General features: G+C 71.2%; 14 protein-coding genes and 1 pseudogene. 3 read left to right on the top strand and 12 right to left on the bottom strand.

Annotation, left to right across the window (positions count from 1 at the left end; translation table 11 throughout):
* Nucleotides 1-183: 183 nt before the first annotated feature.
* The 5 genes from ACIPEK_RS33160 to ACIPEK_RS33180 all read right to left on the bottom strand — a co-directional run bounded on the left by ACIPEK_RS33160 (nt 184) and on the right by ACIPEK_RS33180 (nt 6,829).
* Nucleotides 184-2,313, bottom strand: a complete 2,130-nt coding sequence (locus ACIPEK_RS33160; RefSeq protein ID WP_402003801.1) for a 3-hydroxyacyl-CoA dehydrogenase NAD-binding domain-containing protein — start codon at nt 2,311-2,313, stop codon at nt 184-186.
* Complete coding sequence (locus ACIPEK_RS33165) at nt 2,310-3,539, bottom strand: thiolase family protein (protein WP_402003804.1); 1,230 nt, start codon at nt 3,537-3,539, stop codon at nt 2,310-2,312. Before ACIPEK_RS33165 ends, ACIPEK_RS33160 begins: the two co-directional genes overlap by 4 nt.
* 334 nt (nt 3,540-3,873) lie before the next feature.
* Complete coding sequence (locus ACIPEK_RS33170) at nt 3,874-5,139, bottom strand: HRDC domain-containing protein (RefSeq protein ID WP_383075124.1); 1,266 nt, start codon at nt 5,137-5,139, stop codon at nt 3,874-3,876.
* Nucleotides 5,140-5,256: 117 nt separating this feature from the next.
* Nucleotides 5,257-5,919, bottom strand: a complete 663-nt coding sequence (locus ACIPEK_RS33175) for a response regulator transcription factor (RefSeq protein ID WP_093899280.1) — start codon at nt 5,917-5,919, stop codon at nt 5,257-5,259.
* Nucleotides 5,920-6,169: 250 nt separating this feature from the next.
* Nucleotides 6,170-6,829 (bottom strand): DUF3000 domain-containing protein, encoded by a 660-nt coding sequence (locus tag ACIPEK_RS33180; RefSeq protein WP_402003809.1) that lies wholly within the window; start codon nt 6,827-6,829, stop codon nt 6,170-6,172.
* A 91-nt stretch (nt 6,830-6,920) separates the two neighbouring features.
* Between ACIPEK_RS33180 and hemE the strand changes: the two genes are divergently transcribed.
* Nucleotides 6,921-7,994, top strand: a complete 1,074-nt coding sequence (gene hemE, locus ACIPEK_RS33185) for a uroporphyrinogen decarboxylase (RefSeq protein ID WP_402003812.1) — start codon at nt 6,921-6,923, stop codon at nt 7,992-7,994.
* Nucleotides 7,995-8,217: 223 nt separating this feature from the next.
* Here the strand turns inward: hemE and ACIPEK_RS33190 are convergent, their stop codons facing one another.
* Nucleotides 8,218-9,606 carry an FAD-dependent oxidoreductase gene (locus tag ACIPEK_RS33190; RefSeq protein WP_402003815.1) on the bottom strand — a complete coding sequence of 463 codons (1,389 nt, stop codon included), beginning with the start codon at nt 9,604-9,606 and terminating at the stop codon, nt 8,218-8,220.
* Between the two features lie 37 nt (nt 9,607-9,643).
* Nucleotides 9,644-10,624 carry a DUF4349 domain-containing protein gene (locus ACIPEK_RS33195; RefSeq protein WP_402003818.1) on the bottom strand — a complete coding sequence of 327 codons (981 nt, stop codon included), beginning with the start codon at nt 10,622-10,624 and terminating at the stop codon, nt 9,644-9,646.
* 127 nt (nt 10,625-10,751) lie between these two features.
* Between ACIPEK_RS33195 and hemG the strand changes: the two genes are divergently transcribed.
* Together hemG and hemQ are read left to right on the top strand one after the other, a co-directional pair.
* Entirely contained in the window at nt 10,752-12,239 is a 1,488-nt protein-coding gene (gene hemG / locus ACIPEK_RS33200; RefSeq protein WP_402003821.1) for a protoporphyrinogen oxidase, read from the top strand.
* A 4-nt stretch (nt 12,240-12,243) separates the two neighbouring features.
* On the top strand, nt 12,244-12,957 hold the full coding sequence (gene hemQ, locus ACIPEK_RS33205; protein WP_383073181.1) for a hydrogen peroxide-dependent heme synthase: 714 nt from the start codon (nt 12,244-12,246) through the stop codon (nt 12,955-12,957).
* Between the two features lie 438 nt (nt 12,958-13,395).
* Here the strand turns inward: hemQ and ACIPEK_RS33210 are convergent, their stop codons facing one another.
* The 5 genes and pseudogenes from ACIPEK_RS33210 to ACIPEK_RS33230 all read right to left on the bottom strand — a co-directional run bounded on the left by ACIPEK_RS33210 (nt 13,396) and on the right by ACIPEK_RS33230 (nt 17,922).
* Nucleotides 13,396-14,187 (bottom strand): TIGR04222 domain-containing membrane protein, encoded by a 792-nt coding sequence (locus ACIPEK_RS33210; RefSeq protein WP_402003824.1) that lies wholly within the window; start codon nt 14,185-14,187, stop codon nt 13,396-13,398.
* Between the two features lie 97 nt (nt 14,188-14,284).
* Nucleotides 14,285-15,334, bottom strand: a complete 1,050-nt coding sequence (locus ACIPEK_RS33215; RefSeq protein ID WP_402003827.1) for a TIGR04222 domain-containing membrane protein — start codon at nt 15,332-15,334, stop codon at nt 14,285-14,287.
* 5 nt (nt 15,335-15,339) lie between these two features.
* On the bottom strand, nt 15,340-16,647 hold the full coding sequence (locus ACIPEK_RS33220) for a DUF692 domain-containing protein (RefSeq protein ID WP_402003830.1): 1,308 nt from the start codon (nt 16,645-16,647) through the stop codon (nt 15,340-15,342).
* A gap of 108 nt (nt 16,648-16,755) precedes the next feature.
* Nucleotides 16,756-17,121 (bottom strand): annotated as a pseudogene (locus tag ACIPEK_RS33225) (hypothetical protein); the annotation flags it as partial.
* 42 nt (nt 17,122-17,163) lie between these two features.
* Nucleotides 17,164-17,922 (bottom strand): peptidyl-tRNA hydrolase, encoded by a 759-nt coding sequence (locus tag ACIPEK_RS33230; protein WP_402003833.1) that lies wholly within the window; start codon nt 17,920-17,922, stop codon nt 17,164-17,166.
* Nucleotides 17,923-17,949: the final 27 nt, after the last annotated feature.

Raw genomic sequence — 17,949 nt, forward strand, 5'->3', positions numbered from 1 at the left:
CACCAGCAGTGCCTTCATGCGCCCAGGGGCGCACGCGCCGCCGACGGGCCGAATATGTGGCTCCGCCGCGTGGGCGCGACCAGCTGTACGGCACGCCCGAAAGGGGCGCGGGGAACTGCCGACCGGCTGTGGCCGGTCGGCAGTTCCCCACGCCCCTCAGTCGGCCGGGACGGAGCGAATCCGTTACGCCGGAACGCTCGCCACGCCCTGCGCGAGGAACTTCTTGCCGTTCACCCGCTCCGAGACGCCCTCACGGTCCAGGTACGGCGTGATGCCGCCCAGGTGGAAGGGCCAGCCCGCGCCGGTGATCAGGCAGAGGTCGATGTCCTGGGCCTCGGCGACGACGCCCTCGTCCAGCATCAGTCCGATCTCCTGCGCCACCGAGTCCAGGACTCGGTCGCGGACCTGCTCCTCGGACAGGACGACATCGCCCTGCTTGAGGAGCGCGGCGACCTCCGGGTCCAGCTCCGGCTTGCCGGACTCGTAGACGTAGAAGCCGCGCTTGCCCGCCTTGACGACCGCGGCCAGGTTCTCGGAGACGGTGAACCGGTCCGGGAAGGCGCGGTTCAGGGTCTCGGAGACATGCAGACCGATGGCCGGGCCGACCAGCTCCAGGAGCACCAGCGGCGACATCGGCAGACCGAGCGGCTCGATGGCCTTCTCGGCGACCTCGACGGAGGTTCCCTCGTCGATGACGTTCTGGATCTCGCCCATGAAGCGGGTGAGGATACGGTTGACGACGAACGCCGGGGCGTCCTTCACCAGCACCGCGGTCTTCTTCAGCTTCCGCGCCACACCGAACGCCGTGGCCAGCGAGGCGTCGTCGGTCTGCTCGCCGCGGACGATCTCCAGCAGCGGGAGGATCGCGACCGGGTTGAAGAAGTGGAAGCCGACGACCCGCTCCGGGTGCTGCAGCTTCGACGCCATCTCGGTGACCGAGAGGGACGAGGTGTTGGTGGCGAGGATCGCGTGCGCCGGGGCGACCGCCTCGACCTCCGCGAACACCTGCTGCTTGACGCCGATCTCCTCGAAGACGGCCTCGATGATGAAGTCGGCGTCGGAGAAGCCCTCGGCCTTGTCCAGCACACCGGAGACCAGGGCCTTGAGGCGGTTGGCCTTGTCCTGGTTGATGCGGCCCTTGCCCAGCAGCTTCTCGATCTCGGCGTGGACGTAGCCCACACCCTTGTCGACGCGCACCTGGTCGATGTCGGTCAGCACGACCGGCACCTCCAGACGGCGGAGGAACAGCAGCGCCAGCTGCGAGGCCATCAGACCGGCACCGACGACGCCGACCTTGGTGACCGGGCGGGCCAGGGCCTTGTCCGGGGCACCGGCCGGGCGCTTGGCACGCTTTTGGACCAGGTTGAAGGAGTAGATCCCGGAGCGCAGTTCGCCGCCCATGATCAGGTCCGCAAGGGCCTGGTCCTCGGCGTCGAAGCCGGCGCTCAGGTCGCCGTCCTTCGCCGCGGCGATGATCTCCAGCGCGCGGTACGCGGCCGGGGCGGCGCCGTGCACCTTGGAGTCGGCGATGGCCTTGCCGCGGGCGACGGCCCGGTCCCAGGCGTCACCACGGTCGACCTCGGGGCGTTCCACCGTGACGGTGCCGTTCAGCACGTTCGCGGTCCAGATCAGCGACTGCTCCAGGAAGTCCGCACCTTCGAAGAGGGCATCGGCGATCCCGAGCTCGAAGACCTGCTTGCCCTTGAGCTGGCGGTTCTGGTTCAGCGAATTCTCGATGATGACGGAGACCGCGCGGTCGGCACCGATCAGATTCGGCAGCAGTGCGCAGCCGCCCCAGCCGGGGACCAGACCGAGGAAGACCTCGGGCAGCGAGAACGCGGGCAGCGCCTTGGAGACGGTGCGGTACGAGCAGTGCAGACCGACCTCGACACCGCCGCCCATCGCCGCGCCGTTGTAGTACGCGAACGTCGGGACCGCGAGGCCGGAGAGGCGGCGGAAGACGTCGTGGCCGCCCTTGCCGATGGCGAGCGCGTCGTCGTGGTTCTTCAGCAGCTCGACGCCCTTGAGGTCGGCGCCGACCGCGAAGATGAACGGCTTGCCGGTGATGCCGATACCGGCGATCGCACCCTCGGCGGCCTCCTTCTCGACCTGGTCGACGGCGGCGTTCAGGTTCGCCAGCGACTGCGGTCCGAAGGTGGTCGGCTTGGTGTGGTCCAGGCCGTTGTCCAGCGTGATGAGGGCGAAGCGGCCCGCACCGGCCGGAAGGTCCAGGTGGCGCACGTGCGCCTGCGTGACGACCTCGCCGGGGAACAGCTCGGCCGCACCCTTCAGAAGCTCAGTGGTGGAGCTCACTTGTTGCCTCCGTCTGCCTTGTCGAAGTGCGGGTTCTCCCAGACGACTGTCGCGCCCATGCCGAAGCCGACACACATGGTGGTCAGGCCGTAGCGGACCTGAGGCTGCTCCTCGAACTGACGGGCGAGCTGAGTCATCAGACGCACACCGGACGAGGCCAGCGGGTGACCGTAGGCGATGGCGCCGCCGTACTGGTTGACGCGCGCGTCGTCGTCGGCGATGCCGTAGTGGTCGAGGAAGGCGAGCACCTGCACGGCGAACGCCTCGTTGATCTCGAACAGACCGATGTCGCCGATGGTCAGCCCCGCCTTGGCGAGGGCCTTCTCCGTCGACGGGATCGGGCCGTAGCCCATGACCTCGGGCTCGACGCCCGCGAAGGCGTACGACACGAGGCGCATCTTGACCGGGAGGCCCAGCTCGCGGGCGACGTCCTCGGCGGCGAGCAGCGAAGCGGTGGCACCGTCGTTGAGACCCGCGGCGTTACCGGCGGTGACGCGGCCGTGCGCGCGGAACGGGGTCTTCAGACCGGCGAGGGACTCCAGCGTGGTGCCCGGACGCATCGGCTCGTCGGCGGTGACCAGGCCCCAGCCGGTCTCCCCGGCCTCGGCGTTGGTGCGGCGCACGGAGACCGGCACCAGGTCCTGCTGGATCTTGCCGTTGGCGTACGCCTTGGCGGCCTTCTCCTGCGAACGGACCGCGTACCGGTCGGCGCGGTCCTTGGTGATCTGCGGGTACCTGTCGTGCAGGTTCTCCGCGGTCATGCCCATGAACAGGGCGGACTCGTCGACCAGCTTCTCCGATACGAAGCGCGGGTTCGGGTCCACGCCCTCGCCCATCGGGTGGCGGCCCATGTGCTCGACACCACCGGCGACGACGACGTCGTACGCGCCGAAGGCGATGGAGCCGGCCGTCGAGGTGACGGCGGTCAGGGCGCCCGCACACATGCGGTCGATGGAGTAACCGGGGACGGACTGCGGCAGACCGGCCAGGATTCCGGCGGTGCGGCCCAGCGTCAGACCCTGGTCGCCGATCTGGGTGGTGGCGGCGATGGCGACCTCGTCGATCTTCGCGGGGTCCAGGTCCGGGTTGCGGCGCAGCAGCTCCCGGATGGCCTTCACGACGAGATCGTCGGCGCGGGTCTCGTGGTAGATGCCCTTGGGGCCCGCTTTGCCGAACGGGGTGCGGACGCCGTCGACGAAGACGACGTCCCGGATGGTACGAGGCACGGTGGCTCTCCTCCAGGGTGCGGGATGGCACTGCTGCGGGGCACGCCCACAGGCGCGCCGCTCCCCTCATGCTACTTGCGGGTAACCAGACTGCCCAGCCCTTGTGGTGGGAGCGGCGAAGGTCACATGCGGATGGGGCGGGCGCGAGGACCGTTTCGGCCGCGAACGCCGGATGGGCCGGTGGCCGGCTGCCGGAGGTGTCGAGCCGCGCCGGAAACGACAATCGCCGGACGCGGCGGTGAGAACAGCCCGTCCGGCGATTGAGGGCAGAGCGCGGCCGGAGGTCGCGCAACCTGGCGTGATTACGACCCTCAGGGGTGAGCCCTCAGGCCGCCTACACCAGCGCCCGGACCAGAAGTGGGGTCACCTGTTCGATCTGCCAGCGCCGCGCGCCGTACCCGGTGAGCACGGACTCGATCGCGTCCGCGGTCGGATTCTTCGGCGGTTCCCAGCAGACCCGGCGCACCGTGTCCGGGGTGATCAGATTCTCCTGCGGCATGTGGAGCCGCTCGGCGAGCTCCGACACCGCGGCGCGGGCGGCCGAGAGCCGGGCCGCTGCCGCCGGGTCCTTGTCCGCCCAGGCGCGGGGCGGCGGCGGACCGGCGAGGGTCTGGCCGGGCTGGGGGAGCTCGGCGTCCGGCAGCGCCTTGGCCCGGTCGATGGCCGCCTGCCACTGCTCGAGCTGCCGCCGCCCCATGCGGTGGCCGAACCCGGGCAGCGCGGTCAGCGCATGCGTGTTCGGTGGGAGCGCGAGCGCCGCCTCGACGATCGCGGCGTCACCCAGCACCTTGCCGGGGGAGACGTCCCTGCGCTGGGCAACCTGGTCACGGGCGGTCCACAGCTCCCGTACCACCGCCATCTGACGGCGGCGGCGGACCTTGTGCATGCCGGAGGTGCGGCGCCACGGGTCCTTGCGCGGGGGGGCGGGCGGCGCCGAGGCGATCGCGTCGAACTCCTCCCGCGCCCAGTCGAGCTTGCCCTGCCGGTCGAGCTCGTCCTCCAGGGCGTTGCGCAGATCGATCAGCAGCTCGACGTCGAGCGCCGCATAGCGCAGCCAGGGGTCGGGCAGCGGACGGGTTGACCAGTCGACGGCGGAGTGGCCCTTCTCCAGCGAGTACCCGAGCACGTTCTCGACCATGGCGCCGAGGCCGACCCGCGGGAAGCCGGCCAGCCGTCCGGCCAGCTCGGTGTCGAAGAGCCCGGTGGGAGTCATCCCTATTTCGCGCAGACAGGGCAGGTCCTGAGTGGCGGCGTGCAGGATCCACTCGCTGCCGCTCAGGGCGCTGCCGAGTCCCGACAGATCGGGGCAGCCGACAGGGTCGATCAGTGCGCTGCCCGCGCCGTTGCGGCGCAGCTGCACGAGGTAGGCGCGCTGGCCGTAGCGGTAGCCGGAGGCGCGCTCGGCATCGACGGCCACCGGGCCGGAGCCCGCGGCGAAGGCGGCGACCACCCGGGCGAGGGCGTCGTCGGATGCCACCACCGGGGGAATGCCCTCTCGAGGTTCGAGCAAGGGGATCGGCGCCGGGGCGACGTCGTCCGGGGGAGCGCCCCCGGTGGTTCGCAGTGAAGTGTCTGCTGCGGTCTCTTGGGCGTCGGTCACGTGTCAAGGGTATCTGTGTATGTACGGCGCCCGTCGACGGAACGTTCCGTCGACGGGCGCCGATGAATGCAAACCAGCCGGTGCGTATGGCTGTGTGCACGTGCCGGGGTGCGGGGGTCAGTGGATGATGCCCGTTCGCAGGGCGACGGCGACCATTCCTGCGCGGTCTCCGGTGCCGAGCTTGCGGGCGATTCGGGCGAGGTGGCTCTTGACGGTCAGGGCGGACAGGCCCATGGAGACGCCGATGGCCTTGTTGGACTGGCCTTCGGCGACCAGCCGGAGGACCTCGACCTCGCGGCCGGACAGTTCGCGGTAGCCGCCCGGGTGGCTCGGGGTGCCGGGCGGCCGACGGTGCATACGGGCGGCAGTGGCGCCGATGGGAGCGACGCCGGGACGGGTGGGGTGGCCGATATTGGTTCGGGTGCCGGTGACGACGTAGCCCTTCACTCCGCCCGCCAGGGCGTTGCGTACGGCGCCGATGTCATCGGCGGCGGAGAGGGCGAGGCCGTTCGGCCAGCCGGCGGCTCGGGTCTCGGACAACAGGGTCAGCCCGGAACCGTCGGGCAGGTGGACGTCGGCTACGCAGATGTCGCGTGGATTGCCGACGCGGGGACGGGCCTCCGCGATGGACGACGCCTCGATGACGTCACGTACTCCGAGTGCCCACAGATGGCGGGTGACGGTGGAACGGACGCGCGGGTCGGCCACGACGACCATGGCCGTCGGCTTGTTCGGGCGGTAGGCGACCAGGCTTGCGGGCTGCTCTAGGAGAACGGACACCAGGCCTCCTGGGGAGTGGCGGGACGGGCCGGCTCGGGGATGAAGCCGGGGCGAACCGTGCTTGAAGGGTCATTGACCTCTTCGGCAGCAGACCCGTCCTCCTTTAGAGGAAGATCACTATTTGGTGAGTAACAATTCGGGCAAATCGGACATGCGATCGATTGTACGAAAAGAATGCCGGTGACTTTGCGACGGTTATGACGCAGCGTTACCGGCAAGGGGAAGGGTTCGGGGCGGATTCAGGACAGGTTCAGGGAACCTGGGGGCCGCGCCGCTGGGGGAGTGTCACCACCGCGGCATCGGCGGAGCCGGACGGTGGCAGGCCGGCGATCTGGCACAGCAGATCGCCCCACGCCATCAGATGCGCCGCGGTGTCCGGCACCCCGCCCCGGCCCTCGCGCGGTGTCCATGACGCCCGGATCTCGATCTGCGTCGCCGGGCGTCTTGTGGCCAGCGCACCGAAGTAGTGCGACCCCGCCCGGGTCACCGTGCCGCCCGCCTCTCCGTACGACAGACCGCGCGCCTCCAGCGCACCGGTCAGCCATGACCAGCACACCTCCGGCAACAGCGGATCGGAGGCCATCTCCGGTTCCAGCTCGGCCCGTACCAGCGTCACCAGGCGGAAGGTGCCGTGCCAGGCGTCGTGCCCGGCCGGATCGTGGAGCAGTACGAGGCGGCCGTCGGCCAGATCGTCCTCGCCGTCCACGACCGCGGCCTCCAGGGCGTACGCGTACGGAGCGAGCCGCTTGGGCGGCCGAGTCGGCTCCACTTCCAGCTCGGGACGCAGCCGCGCCGAGCGCAGCGCGTCCACTGCCGACCGGAACGCGGGCGGGACGGAACCACCCTCCGCGCTGTCCTTGCTGTCAGCGCCATCGGTTTGATCGGAGAACTGTCCCTGAGCCGGAGCCATGCGGGGAAGAGTAGGCGGAACCGGAGCCTCGCGCAGGGAGGGACACCCGGGCGGGCCCGGCTGCTTGCGGCTTCGTGCGAAGATTCTGTGTGTGAGTGCCAACGACCGCCCCATGGGCCAGCAGACGAAGACATCCGCCACCCGTGAGTCGGCGTTCCTGAAGGCATGCCGCCGCGAGCCCGTGCCGCACACGCCGGTCTGGTTCATGCGCCAGGCAGGGCGTTCGCTGCCGGAGTACCTGAAAGTGCGCGAGGGCATCCCGATGCTCGACTCCTGCATGATGCCGGAGCTGGTCGCGGAGATCACGATGCAGCCCGTCCGCCGCCACAAGGTCGACGCCGCGATCTACTACAGCGACATCGTCGTACCGCTCAAGGCCATCGGGATCGACCTCGACATCAAGCCCGGTGTCGGCCCCGTCATCGCCGATCCGATCCGCACCCGCGCCGATCTGGCCCGGCTGCGCGACCTCACGCCCGAGGATGTCAGCTACGTCACCGAGGCCATCGGCCTGCTCACCGCCGAACTGGGCTCCACCCCGCTGATCGGTTTCGCGGGCGCGCCCTTCACGCTCGCGAGCTACCTCGTGGAGGGCGGCCCGTCCCGCAACCACGAGCACACCAAGGCCCTGATGTACGGCGACCCGCAGCTGTGGGCGGATCTGCTCGACCGGCTCGCGGAGATCACCGGCGCCTTCCTCAAGGTCCAGATCGAGGCCGGTGCCTCGGCCGTCCAGCTCTTCGACTCCTGGGTGGGCGCGCTGGCCCCCGCCGACTACCGGCGTTCGGTGCTCCCCGCCTCGGCGAAGGTCTTCGAGGCCGTCGCTCCGTACGGGGTCCCGCGCATCCACTTCGGTGTCGGCACGGGCGAACTCCTCGGCCTGATGGGCGAGGCGGGCGCGGATGTCGTCGGCGTCGACTGGCGGGTTCCGCTGGACGAGGCCGCGCGGCGGGTCGGCCCCGGCAAGGCGCTCCAGGGCAACCTCGACCCCGCGGTGCTGTTCGCGCCGACGACGGTGGTGCAGGAGAAGGCCCAGGAAGTGCTGGACGCGGCCGCCGGTCTCGAGGGCCATGTCTTCAACCTGGGCCACGGCGTCATGCCGTCGATGGACCCGGACGCGCTGACGCGGCTCGTGGAGTACGTGCACGAGCGGACCGAGCGCTGAGCCGAGGGGACCGGGCGCCGGGCACCGCGCACTCAGAGCCTGTCGGGTGACCTCCGACCGGGCGGCCACGTCCTGGCACGCACGCTTCCCGCGTTGTCGTCAGTCACCAACTCCCCCATAGCTGAAGGCATGGGGGGCCCTTCGCGTCGACTCCCTCCTCCGCCTTGGAATCGCACGCACCAGACCGCGTCCGCTATCCGACCGGAGGTCACCCGACAGGCTCTCAGGCGGTGCCCGCCCGCCGCAGTACCGTCACCGCTTTGCGGGCCGCCACCAGGACGGGGTCCCAGACCGGTGAGAACGGCGGGGCGTAGCCCAGGTCCAGGGCGGTCATCTGGTCCACCGTCATCCCGGCCGTGAGCGCCACGGCCGCGATGTCCACACGCTTGGCCGCCCCCTCCCGGCCCACGATCTGCACACCGAGGAGCCGCCCCGTGCGGTACTCCGCGAGCATCTTCACCGTCATGGGCTGCGCCCCCGGGTAGTAGCCCGCCCGGCCCGTCGACTCGATCGTCGCCGTGACGAACCGCAGGCCCACCGCGCGGGCGTCCTTCTCCCGCAGCCCGGTGCGGGCGATCTCCAGATCGCACACCTTGCTCACCGCGGTACCCACCACCCCCGGGAACGTCCCATAGCCGCCGCCCACATTGGCCCCGATGATCTGGCCGTGCTTGTTGGCATGGGTGCCCAGCGCTATATGGCGGGTACGGCCCGCCACCAGGTCGAGGACCTCGACACAGTCGCCGCCCGCATAGATGTTGTCGTGCCCGACGACCCGCATCGACAGATCGGTGAGCAGGCCGCCGTGCGGGCCCAGCGGGAGGCCGACGGCCCGCGCCAGCGTCGTCTCCGGCTCCACACCGATACCGAGCACCACCACGTCCGCCGGGTAGGAGGCGTCGCCCGCGGCGACGGCGCGGACCCGGCCGTCCGGGCCGGTGCGGATCGCGGTGACCTCGGCCCGGTTGACCGTGGTGATGCCCAGGCCGTCCATCGCGTCGTGGACCAGCCGCCCCATGTCGGGGTCGAGTGTCGCCATCGGCTGCTCGCCGCGGTTGAGCACGGTCACCTCGAAACCGTGCTTCAGCATCGCCTCCGCCATCTCGACGCCGATGTAGCCCGCCCCGACGACGACCGCCCGCCTGCGCCCCGGCGCCACCCGGTCCAGCGACTCCAGCAGCGCCTGCCCGTCGTCCAGCGTCTGCACCCCGTGCACCCCGGGTGCGTCCATACCGGGCAGCGCCGGACGCACCGGCCGGGCGCCCGTCGCGATCACCAGCTTGTCGAAGCCCGTCCAGTACGTCTCACCGGTCTCCCGGTCCAAGGCCCGCACCCGCTGCCCGGCGACATCGATCTCCGTGACCTCTGTCCGCATCCGCAGGTCGATGTCGCGGGCCCGGTGCTCCTTCGGCGTACGGGCGATGAGGTCGTCCCGCTCCGCGACGTCGCCACCGACCCAGTACGGGATGCCACAGGCGGAGTACGAGCTGAAATGGCCCCGCTCGAAGGCGACGATGCTCAGCTCGTCGGGACCCTTGAGTCTGCGGGCCTGGGACGCGGCGGACATGCCCGCCGCGTCACCGCCGATGATTACCAGTCGCTCCGCCGTCATGCCTGGTCCCTTCGACGCCGAGTCCGAAGGGACCACGCTACGACGCCGGGGGCGTGGACGAGGACTCGGACCGCTCGGGCGCCCGCCGCGCACGGCGTCCGGGCAGGCGGCCCGGGAGCAGCCGCCACAGCAGCAGGAGTACGACGGCCGTGGCCAGGAACGGGGCCGCGGCCCCCACCGCCATCGCGAGCCACCGCAGCATCGTGACGAACGCGTGCCAGCCACCGCCGAGCGCGTCCAGGAAACCGGGGTCGTCGTCGCCGTCCTTCGCCACCGTCTCCGGCTCGGAGAGGTCGAGCGTGATCGTGGCGAGTGTGGTGCGGTCCTTCAGCGACTCCTGCTGGGCGAGCAGTGACTCCAAGGAGGCCTGACGACTGCTCAGTTCGCCTTCCAGTGCGACCACATCGGTGAGCTTCTCGGCCCGGTCCATCAGCTTGCGCACCCGCGCCACACTCGCCCGCTGGGTGGCGATCCGGCTCTCCACGTCGACCACCTGGTCGGTGACGTCCTTCGCGGACGACGTGCGCGACAACAGCTTCCCGGCGCCCGCGAGATCCCGCAGCGCCGCGTCGTACTCACCCTGCGGAACACGCAGCACGATATGTGACATTTCATGCGTGTCGTCGACCCGCTCCGTCTCCTCGCGGGCCACCAGACCGCCCGCACCCTCCGCGACCGAACGGGCGGCCGCGGCGGCCTTCGGCACGCTCTTCACCTCCACCGAGAGCGTGGCGGTACGGATGACATGGGTGCCGGCGGGCAGGGCGTCGGGCTTCTTCCGCTCCGCCGGCGAACCGCCGGCCTCCTGCGGATCCTGTGCCGTCTTCCCGGCCGCGGTGTCCGCGGCGCCCCGCTCGTCCGCGGAGATCGCCTTCTTGTCGTCCCCGGAACTCGCGTCGCTCGCACTGCCGGCGGCGCCGCAGCCGCTCAGTGCGAGGAGGCCGGCCAGCAGCCCGGCGGCCAGGATCGTGCGCGAACGACGGACGGATGAACGGCCTGGATGCCGGTCTGTCTGCATAACTGCTCCCCCGAGGTGGGTGGTTGATGGTGCCGGTTCGACGTGCGGGGCGGTGGTGCGGGTTGCCTGATACCGGTTTCGAAGCGGTCACGTTCAGGACTCGGAAGAGGTTTGAGAGAGTGGAGGCATGCAGCGTTCAATAAACCGCGCGGACACAGGTACGGGTCATGTCGTCGTCATCGGCGGTGGCATCGCCGGTCTCGCCGCCGCCCACCGGCTCCTCGGGGCCGGGCTGCGGGTCACCCTCCTCGAGGCCACCGACCGGCTCGGCGGCAAACTCATGACCGGTGACATCGCGGGTACCCAGGTCGACCTGGGCGCCGAGTCGATGCTCGCCCGGCGCCCCGAAGCGGTCGCCCTGGCGCGCGCCGTCGGGCTCGGCGACCGCCTCCAGCCGCCCGCCACCGCCACCGCATCGGTCTGGACACGCGACGCCCTGCGGCCCATGCCCAAGGACCATGTGATGGGCGTACCCGGCGACCCGGCGGCGCTCAGCGGGGTGCTCTCCCCGGAGGGCCTCGCGCGCATCGCGCAGGAGCGCGACCTCACCCCGACCGCCGTCGGCGACGATGTCGCGGTCGGCGCGTACGTCGCCGACCGGCTGGGCCGCGAGGTCGTCGACCGGCTCGTGGAACCGCTGCTCGGAGGCGTGTACGCGGGCGATGCCTACCGGATCTCGATGCGCGCCGCCGTACCGCAGCTCTTCGAGGTGGTGCGGGAGGGCGGCTCGCTGCTCGACGGTGTCCGGCGCATCCAGGAGCGGGCCGCGGCCCGGCAGCAGACCGGACCGGTCTTCCAGGGCATCGACGGCGGCATCGGCACCCTGCCGTACGCGGTCGCCGACGCCGTGCGCGCGGCGGGCGGGGAGATCCTGACCGCCACCCCCGTCCTCGGCCTGACCCGTACCACCGGCGGCTGGGACGTCCGAACGGACACCCGGGTGATCACCGCCGACGGCATCGTGCTCGCCGCCCCGGCCTGGTCCGCCTCCACCCTGCTCGCCGCCGAGTCCCCGGCCGCCTCCGCCGAGCTCGCCGGTGTCGAGTACGCGTCGATGGCGCTCGTCACCATGGCGTTCCGCCGCTCCGACGTGGCCGCCACCGGCGCACTCGACGGACGCTCCGGCTTCCTCGTGCCGCCGGTCGACGGCCGCACCATCAAGGCCTCCACCTTCTCCACCCACAAGTGGAACTGGGTCGCCGACTCCGCCCCCGGCCTGTTCGTCCTGCGCACCTCCGTCGGCCGGTACGGCGAGGAGGACCACCTGCACCGCGAGGACAGCGAGCTGGTCGACGTATCGCTGCGTGACCTCGCCGAGGCGACCGGACTGGCCGCGAAGCCCGTGGACACCGAGGTCACCCGGTGGATCGGCGGACTGCCCCAGTACCCGGTGGGCCACCTCTCCCGGGTCGCCCGGATCCGTGACGAGGTCGCCAAGCTGCCAGGCCTGCGGGTCTGCGGAGCGGTCTACGACGGGGTCGGCATCCCGGCGTGCATCGCGAGCGCCCACCGTGCCGCCGACGAGATCGTCCGCGACCTCACCGGCGGGTCCGGGGAAGAGATCATCGCCACGTCGACCCTGGTTCAGGGCACACGGAGCGAGGCGGGACAATAGCCGTATGAGTGCGCCTGAGAAGATCCCCAACGCCGGTAAGAAGGCCAAGGACCTCAACGAGGTCATCCGCTACACGCTGTGGTCCGTCTTCAAGCTGCGCGATGTCCTGCCCGCGGACCGTGCCGGTTACGCCGATGAGGTCCAGGAGCTGTTCGACCAGCTCGCGGCGAAGGACATCACCGTCCGCGGCACCTACGACCTCTCCGGCCTGCGTGCCGACGCCGACATCATGATCTGGTGGCACGCCGAGACCGCGGACGAGCTGCAGGAGGCGTACAACCTCTTCCGGCGCACCAAGCTGGGCCTGGCACTGGAGCCGGTCTGGTCGAACATGGCGCTGCACCGCCCCGCCGAGTTCAACAAGTCGCACATCCCGGCGTTCCTGGCCGACGAGACGCCGCGCAACTACATCAGCGTCTACCCCTTCGTGCGCTCCTACGACTGGTACCTGCTGCCGGACGAGGACCGTCGCCGCATGCTCGCGGACCACGGCAAGATGGCCCGTGGCTACCCCGACGTCCGGGCCAACACCGTCGCCTCCTTCTCGCTCGGCGACTACGAGTGGATCCTCGCCTTCGAGGCCGACGAGCTGCACCGCATCGTCGACCTGATGCGCCACCTGCGGGCCTCCGAGGCGCGGATGCACGTCCGCGAGGAGGTTCCGTTCTACACGGGGCGCAGGAAGTCGGTTGCAGACCTGGTGGCCGGACTCGCGTAGCGAGCGGGCTCCGACCACCCCAACCCGGAAGATCAGACGACGGGGCACCGGCGCGTTCCGCGCTGCCCGTCGTTCCAGCGACACCGGGTTCGGCTCCGGGTTCGCCGCAGGCTCCGACCTGCGGCGACCCCGGAACCCACAGAGAAGCACGCGGAGAAGCAGCCCGCAGTCGCCGGCGGACACTGCCGGCCGCTCCGGGGCGTCGGCGGCAGGCTTGGGTGAGGCGCGCTGCTGCTCAACCATGTTCTTCACCGGGGCTCTCTTTCTGCTCAGAGGTCCCGGGGCGGTGCTGACCGACCACCAAGGAAACGGCAGGGCGGGTTGTTCAGCCACTATGTCGTCTGCAAGCAGCCCGTCCTGGTGTCGGGCCGTCATGCCGCTGCTGTCCCCGCTGGCCAACGGCGGTCTCGCTGACGAGAAATGACCTTTCGTCAGCGATCAGCTGGACGGACGGTGGGCCCCGAGTGCGGCCCGCAGCGCCGGATCGTCCACGGCGCGCACACCCCGTACGGCAATCACCGCCAGGACACCATGGTCCTTTACCGCCGGGATCTCGTTCGCGGCAAGCAGTCGCTGCCCGGCGGGTGAGGCCCAGGAGCTGTACGGATGGATCTCCATCCGGGCGATGATCAGACAGCCCAGCGTCAGTGCGAGCGGCAGCCCGAACCAGACGAGCAGCGGGACCACCGGACCGCCGGCGCTGCGCTCCTGACCGGGGATCAACAGGGCGACAGCGCCCATCGCGACCACCAGCAGAGCCACGCCGCGCACCGCCCGGACCGCGGCGGCGACATCGGTTCCGGCGCCGCCGGGGACGGCCAGACCCGCGGTGACGAGCCGGTCGGCCAGGGCGCGCACGGGTTCGGCGGTCGCCGCGGCCGTCCGCACAGGCCGTATGCGGGACTGGCCCTGCGGACCGATGGCACGGATCACCGTGCGCTCCATCTCGTCCCGGCCCTCCGGGTCGACGACCGTCGCCCACCCGGTGTGGGCGAGCAGCAGCCGCCGCCGCAGATGCATGGTGACCAGCGTCAGATCGACCACCCGGTGTGGTCCGCCGGCCAGGAAAGCGGTCTCGTACAGGGTCAGTTCAGGACCGTCCGGCACCTTCCGTACAGAATTCGCGGATGCGTCGTGCAGCAGCCCCGTGCGGGCGGCGACGATACAGAGCCGGATGCACGAGATGGCTGCCGCACCCCATGCGACCAGCAGAAACAGTACCCAGAGCATGGCGGATTTCTATGCGGGACGGGCGTGGAACGCCATGGCCTGTGCAGCATGCGGACGGTTCGGCGGCGTGGGCCGGGCAGCGGGACGCCGCGGTCGCTCAGGAGCTGCTGCCACAACTGGACCCGCCACCGCAGCTGGAACCGCTGCTGCTGGAGCAACTGGAGCCGCTCGACCCGCCGCAGCCGGACCCTGAGCTGCAACTGGACCCCGAACCGCAGCTCGACCCCGAACTGCACCCGCCACCGCCACCGCCACCTCCGCTGCCACCGTCATTGGAGCTTCCGCAGCTGCCGTTGCCGGGGCCCCTACCGGCGCACCACACCGCCGGTGCGACGAACATGCCGGAGGAGTCCGAGGACGAGGACGAGCGCGAGCCCGAGTGCAGGGGCCGTCCCGCCGGGCGCATCCTGGCCGCCGCGATCAGCTGCGTCTGCAGTACGGGATCGGGGAGGGCCCGCAGTCCGTGCGTGGCCACCAGATGGGCCGGGTGCGGGTTGTACGCATGGGCGGTGCGGTACGCCTCGGCGGCCCGGCGCCCCGCTTGGGTGGCCCGCCCCCGGGCGACGGCGGCGCAGACGAAGCCGGTCGGGAAGCCGACCAGCAGGAAGGGGAGGACTTTGAAGATGAACGGTACGGCGAAGTCCACGTCGGCTGCGTAGTCGGCCATGGACTGCACAGCCGTCATCACGACCGTGAGCGGGATGGCCAGGAAACAGACAAGCCCCTGCGCGATGCCCCAGCGGCGCCACGTACGGCTCGCCGTGGGCGAGGCCAGCAGACCGCGGGCCGCGAGCGCGTCGCCGATCTCCTGCACCGCGGGGTGCCGCATCACCGCGTCGCGCAGGGTGTGCAGCGCGCCGCTGGGCGCCATGGCGTGTTCCTGGAGCACCGCACGCTCCACCGGGTCACGGGCGTCCATCTGCTGGACGGCGACGATGCCGGGACCGCCGATGGCGAGCCGCCCGTCCGTCTGCATCGCGGTGAGCGCGGTGTCCACCACCCTGCCCGGACCGCCGTTCAGGAAAGCGACTTCGAAGAGGTCGTGGGCGGGGCCGCCGGACCCGCCGCGGGCACGGGTGAGCCCCACGATCAGGAGGACCGACGAGACCACGATGCCGAGATCCACCAGCACTGCGAGGGTGTTCATGCCGGTCACCTTCCGACCAGGGCCGCGCGGGCCGCTCGTACCAGCCGGGTGGAGCGGCGCGGTGGTCGCGCGGCGGCCCGGTCCTGCCACCAGTGGGTCAGCCGGCGCCGTGCCGCGTCGTCGGTGGGACGGCCGGCGATCAGCAGCCCCTCGGCGAAGTCCAGCGCGTCGCGCCGGTAGCCCGCGGACATAGGACGGGTCCTGGCGTACGCGAGGAAGGCGTCCCGGTAGCCGGCGCCCAGAATCTCCGGCAGCTCGGGTGCCACCTTGGCGACGACCCCGGCCCGCTTGGCGGCCAGGGCACGGCTCTGGATCCCGAGACGGCGGTGGTCGAAGCCCTGCGGAGCGGGGGTGCCCGCGACGAGGGCGGAGAGCAACGCGGTCTGGGCGACCGCGACCCGGTCGCGCACGGATTTTGGAAACCGACCGGGGTCCCGGGCAGGTCGCGATACGGATGTCCCGGCGTGCGCCGACGCGCCGGTGCCGAGGGCAGCCGCCCGGTCCAGCGTGGCGCGGATCGTGATCAGTTCGCCCGCCAGCTCCTCGGCCGGCGGGAAGTCGTCGTCCCGTTCCAGGAGTACGCCGGGCGGGTCGACCCGGGAGCGCAGTCCGGAGAGGACGTCGAGTACGGGCTCGGTGACCGGGTGGGCGTGGGTGTCGTGCCAGACGCCGTCCTTCTCGACGCCGCCCGCCACATGTACGTACGCGATGGCCTCCACCGGCAGCTCGTCGAGCGCGGTGGCCGGGTCCTCGCCGCGGTTGACGTGGTTGGTGTGCAGATTGGCGACATCGATCAGCAGCCGGACGCCGGTGCGCTCGACCAGCTCCGCCAGGAACTGCCCTTCGGACAGTTCCTCGTCGGGCCAGGAGATCAGCGCCGCGATGTTCTCCAGTGCCAGCGGCACCGGCAGCGAGTCCTGCGCGATCCGTACGTTCTCGCACAGCACGTCCAGCGCGTCCCAGGTCCGTGGCACGGGCAGCAGATGGCCCGCTTCCAGCCCCGGCGAGGCGGTGCGCGGCCCCCCGGCCCGTACGAACGCGATGTGCTCGGTGACCAGCGGCGTGGAGAGCAGCTCGGCCCGGGCCGCGAGATCCGCGAGCCGGCCGGCGTCGGGGCGCTCCGCCCCGCCCAGGCCGAGCGAGACACCGTGCGGGACGACGGTGACACCGCGCGCCCTGAGCCGCACCAGCGAATCGGGCAGATGGTCGGTGCAGATGTTCTCCGCGACCGCCTCCACCCAGTCGATCCCCGCCAGTGCCTCGACGGCGTCCGCGATCTCCGGCCGCCAGCCGATGCCGATTCCCAGCTTCATGTCGTCCCCCTCCTCCACTCCGTGCAGGGCTAATGGCCCTGACGGGCGGTGGTGAATCCGAAGAGGGGGACGTTCAGAGGTTGATTTGAGGTTCCCGGTCCGGGGTGGTCAAGGCATCGGCATCGTGGAGGGCCGCGAGGTGAACGGCATGTCCCCGGTCGGCTCCGCCGGCACCGGCGGTACGACTGTGCCGACGGGAGCGGGCGGTCTCGTCGGGCCGGCCGTCGCCGCGCCGGCCGCCTCGCGCGCGATCGCGTCGAAGTCGACGAAGCCGGTGCCCTCCAGCATGGTGATGTGGTCGAGCACCGTCTGGTTGGCGTCGGCCGCCGGCTGCCGGATCAGCGAATTGCGGGTGGTGTGCCGGACCTGGGCGATCAGAGCGAAGACCTTGCCGTGCGCGTTCCTCAGCAGATCGGCGAACTGGCGCTGCCGGTACGGCAGTACCGGGAGGTACGTATCACCGCACCGGGATGTTCAACGGGCCCCGCGGACAAGGGGAGCGGCCCCTGACCCCGCTCAGCCGCGCAGCGCGGGGTGGTCGGCGACCACGGTGCACGACCCCGGAGCGATCTCGGTGAACCCGGCGTCACGCACCACCGGAAGCCCGCTCACCGTGAGTTCCTGCCAGCGGCCCGCCTCCGAAGTGGCGACCGACAGCGGGAAGCCCGCCTCGCGCCATGCCTTGCGCTCCGTCTCCGACAGCTCCCACCAGGCGAGCTGCGCGCCGTGCCCGGCCTGTGCCATCGCCTTGCCCGCCGACATGTCCAGTTCCGGGTTCAGCCACAGCACCGGGCTCGCGGGATCGGGTGCGGCCGGTGGCTCGGGGTCGTCCAGATCGGTCCCCGACACCTGGAGCTTCGCCAGCTCCTTCGGCCAGCCGTCCAGAGGCACCGGCGGGAAGACCCGCACCTCGGCGCTCTCGCCGGTGACCGTGATGCCGGGCAGCGCGGACGCCTTGCGCCACTCCGCGCCGCGCGCCCGTCGCACCACCTTGCGGATCCGGGCGTCCTGCCAGTCCCGCATCGCCCGCGCCCACTCGCCCTCGTCGGCCGACCGCTCGTCGGAGAGCATCACGAGCACAGCGCGGGCGGCGGTCCGCAGCGCGTCGGTACGGGCCGGGGGAGCCGTCTTCTCGATGTGCACGACCAGCGGCAGCACGAACTGCTGGGCCTCGTCGCGGCGCGTCCGCTCGGACCTGAACGGGCTGTCCGCCGCGGGGGAGTGGGACGTGGCCGGGGATTCGGACGGGGATACGGGGGTGTCGTTGTCGCTCACTCGTCCCAGTCTGCCAGCCGCCCGAGA

The organism is Streptomyces sp. NPDC088246 (assembly GCF_044741025.1).
Classification (GTDB): domain Bacteria; phylum Actinomycetota; class Actinomycetes; order Streptomycetales; family Streptomycetaceae; genus Streptomyces.

Excerpts from the sequence above, each read along its gene's own strand:
- ACIPEK_RS33220 (WP_402003830.1), bottom strand. The coding sequence starts at position 16,647 with ATGAAGCTGGGAATCGGCATCGGCTGGCGGCCGGAGATCGCGGACGCC.
- hemG (WP_402003821.1), top strand. The coding sequence starts at position 10,752 with ATGCAGCGTTCAATAAACCGCGCGGACACAGGTACGGGTCATGTCGTC.
- ACIPEK_RS33190 (WP_402003815.1), bottom strand. The coding sequence starts at position 9,606 with ATGACGGCGGAGCGACTGGTAATCATCGGCGGTGACGCGGCGGGCATG.
- ACIPEK_RS33195 (WP_402003818.1), bottom strand. The coding sequence starts at position 10,624 with ATGCAGACAGACCGGCATCCAGGCCGTTCATCCGTCCGTCGTTCGCGC.
- ACIPEK_RS33180 (WP_402003809.1), bottom strand. The coding sequence starts at position 6,829 with ATGGCTCCGGCTCAGGGACAGTTCTCCGATCAAACCGATGGCGCTGAC.
- ACIPEK_RS33215 (WP_402003827.1), bottom strand. The coding sequence starts at position 15,334 with ATGAACACCCTCGCAGTGCTGGTGGATCTCGGCATCGTGGTCTCGTCG.
- hemQ (WP_383073181.1), top strand. The coding sequence starts at position 12,244 with ATGAGTGCGCCTGAGAAGATCCCCAACGCCGGTAAGAAGGCCAAGGAC.
- ACIPEK_RS33210 (WP_402003824.1), bottom strand. The coding sequence starts at position 14,187 with ATGCTCTGGGTACTGTTTCTGCTGGTCGCATGGGGTGCGGCAGCCATC.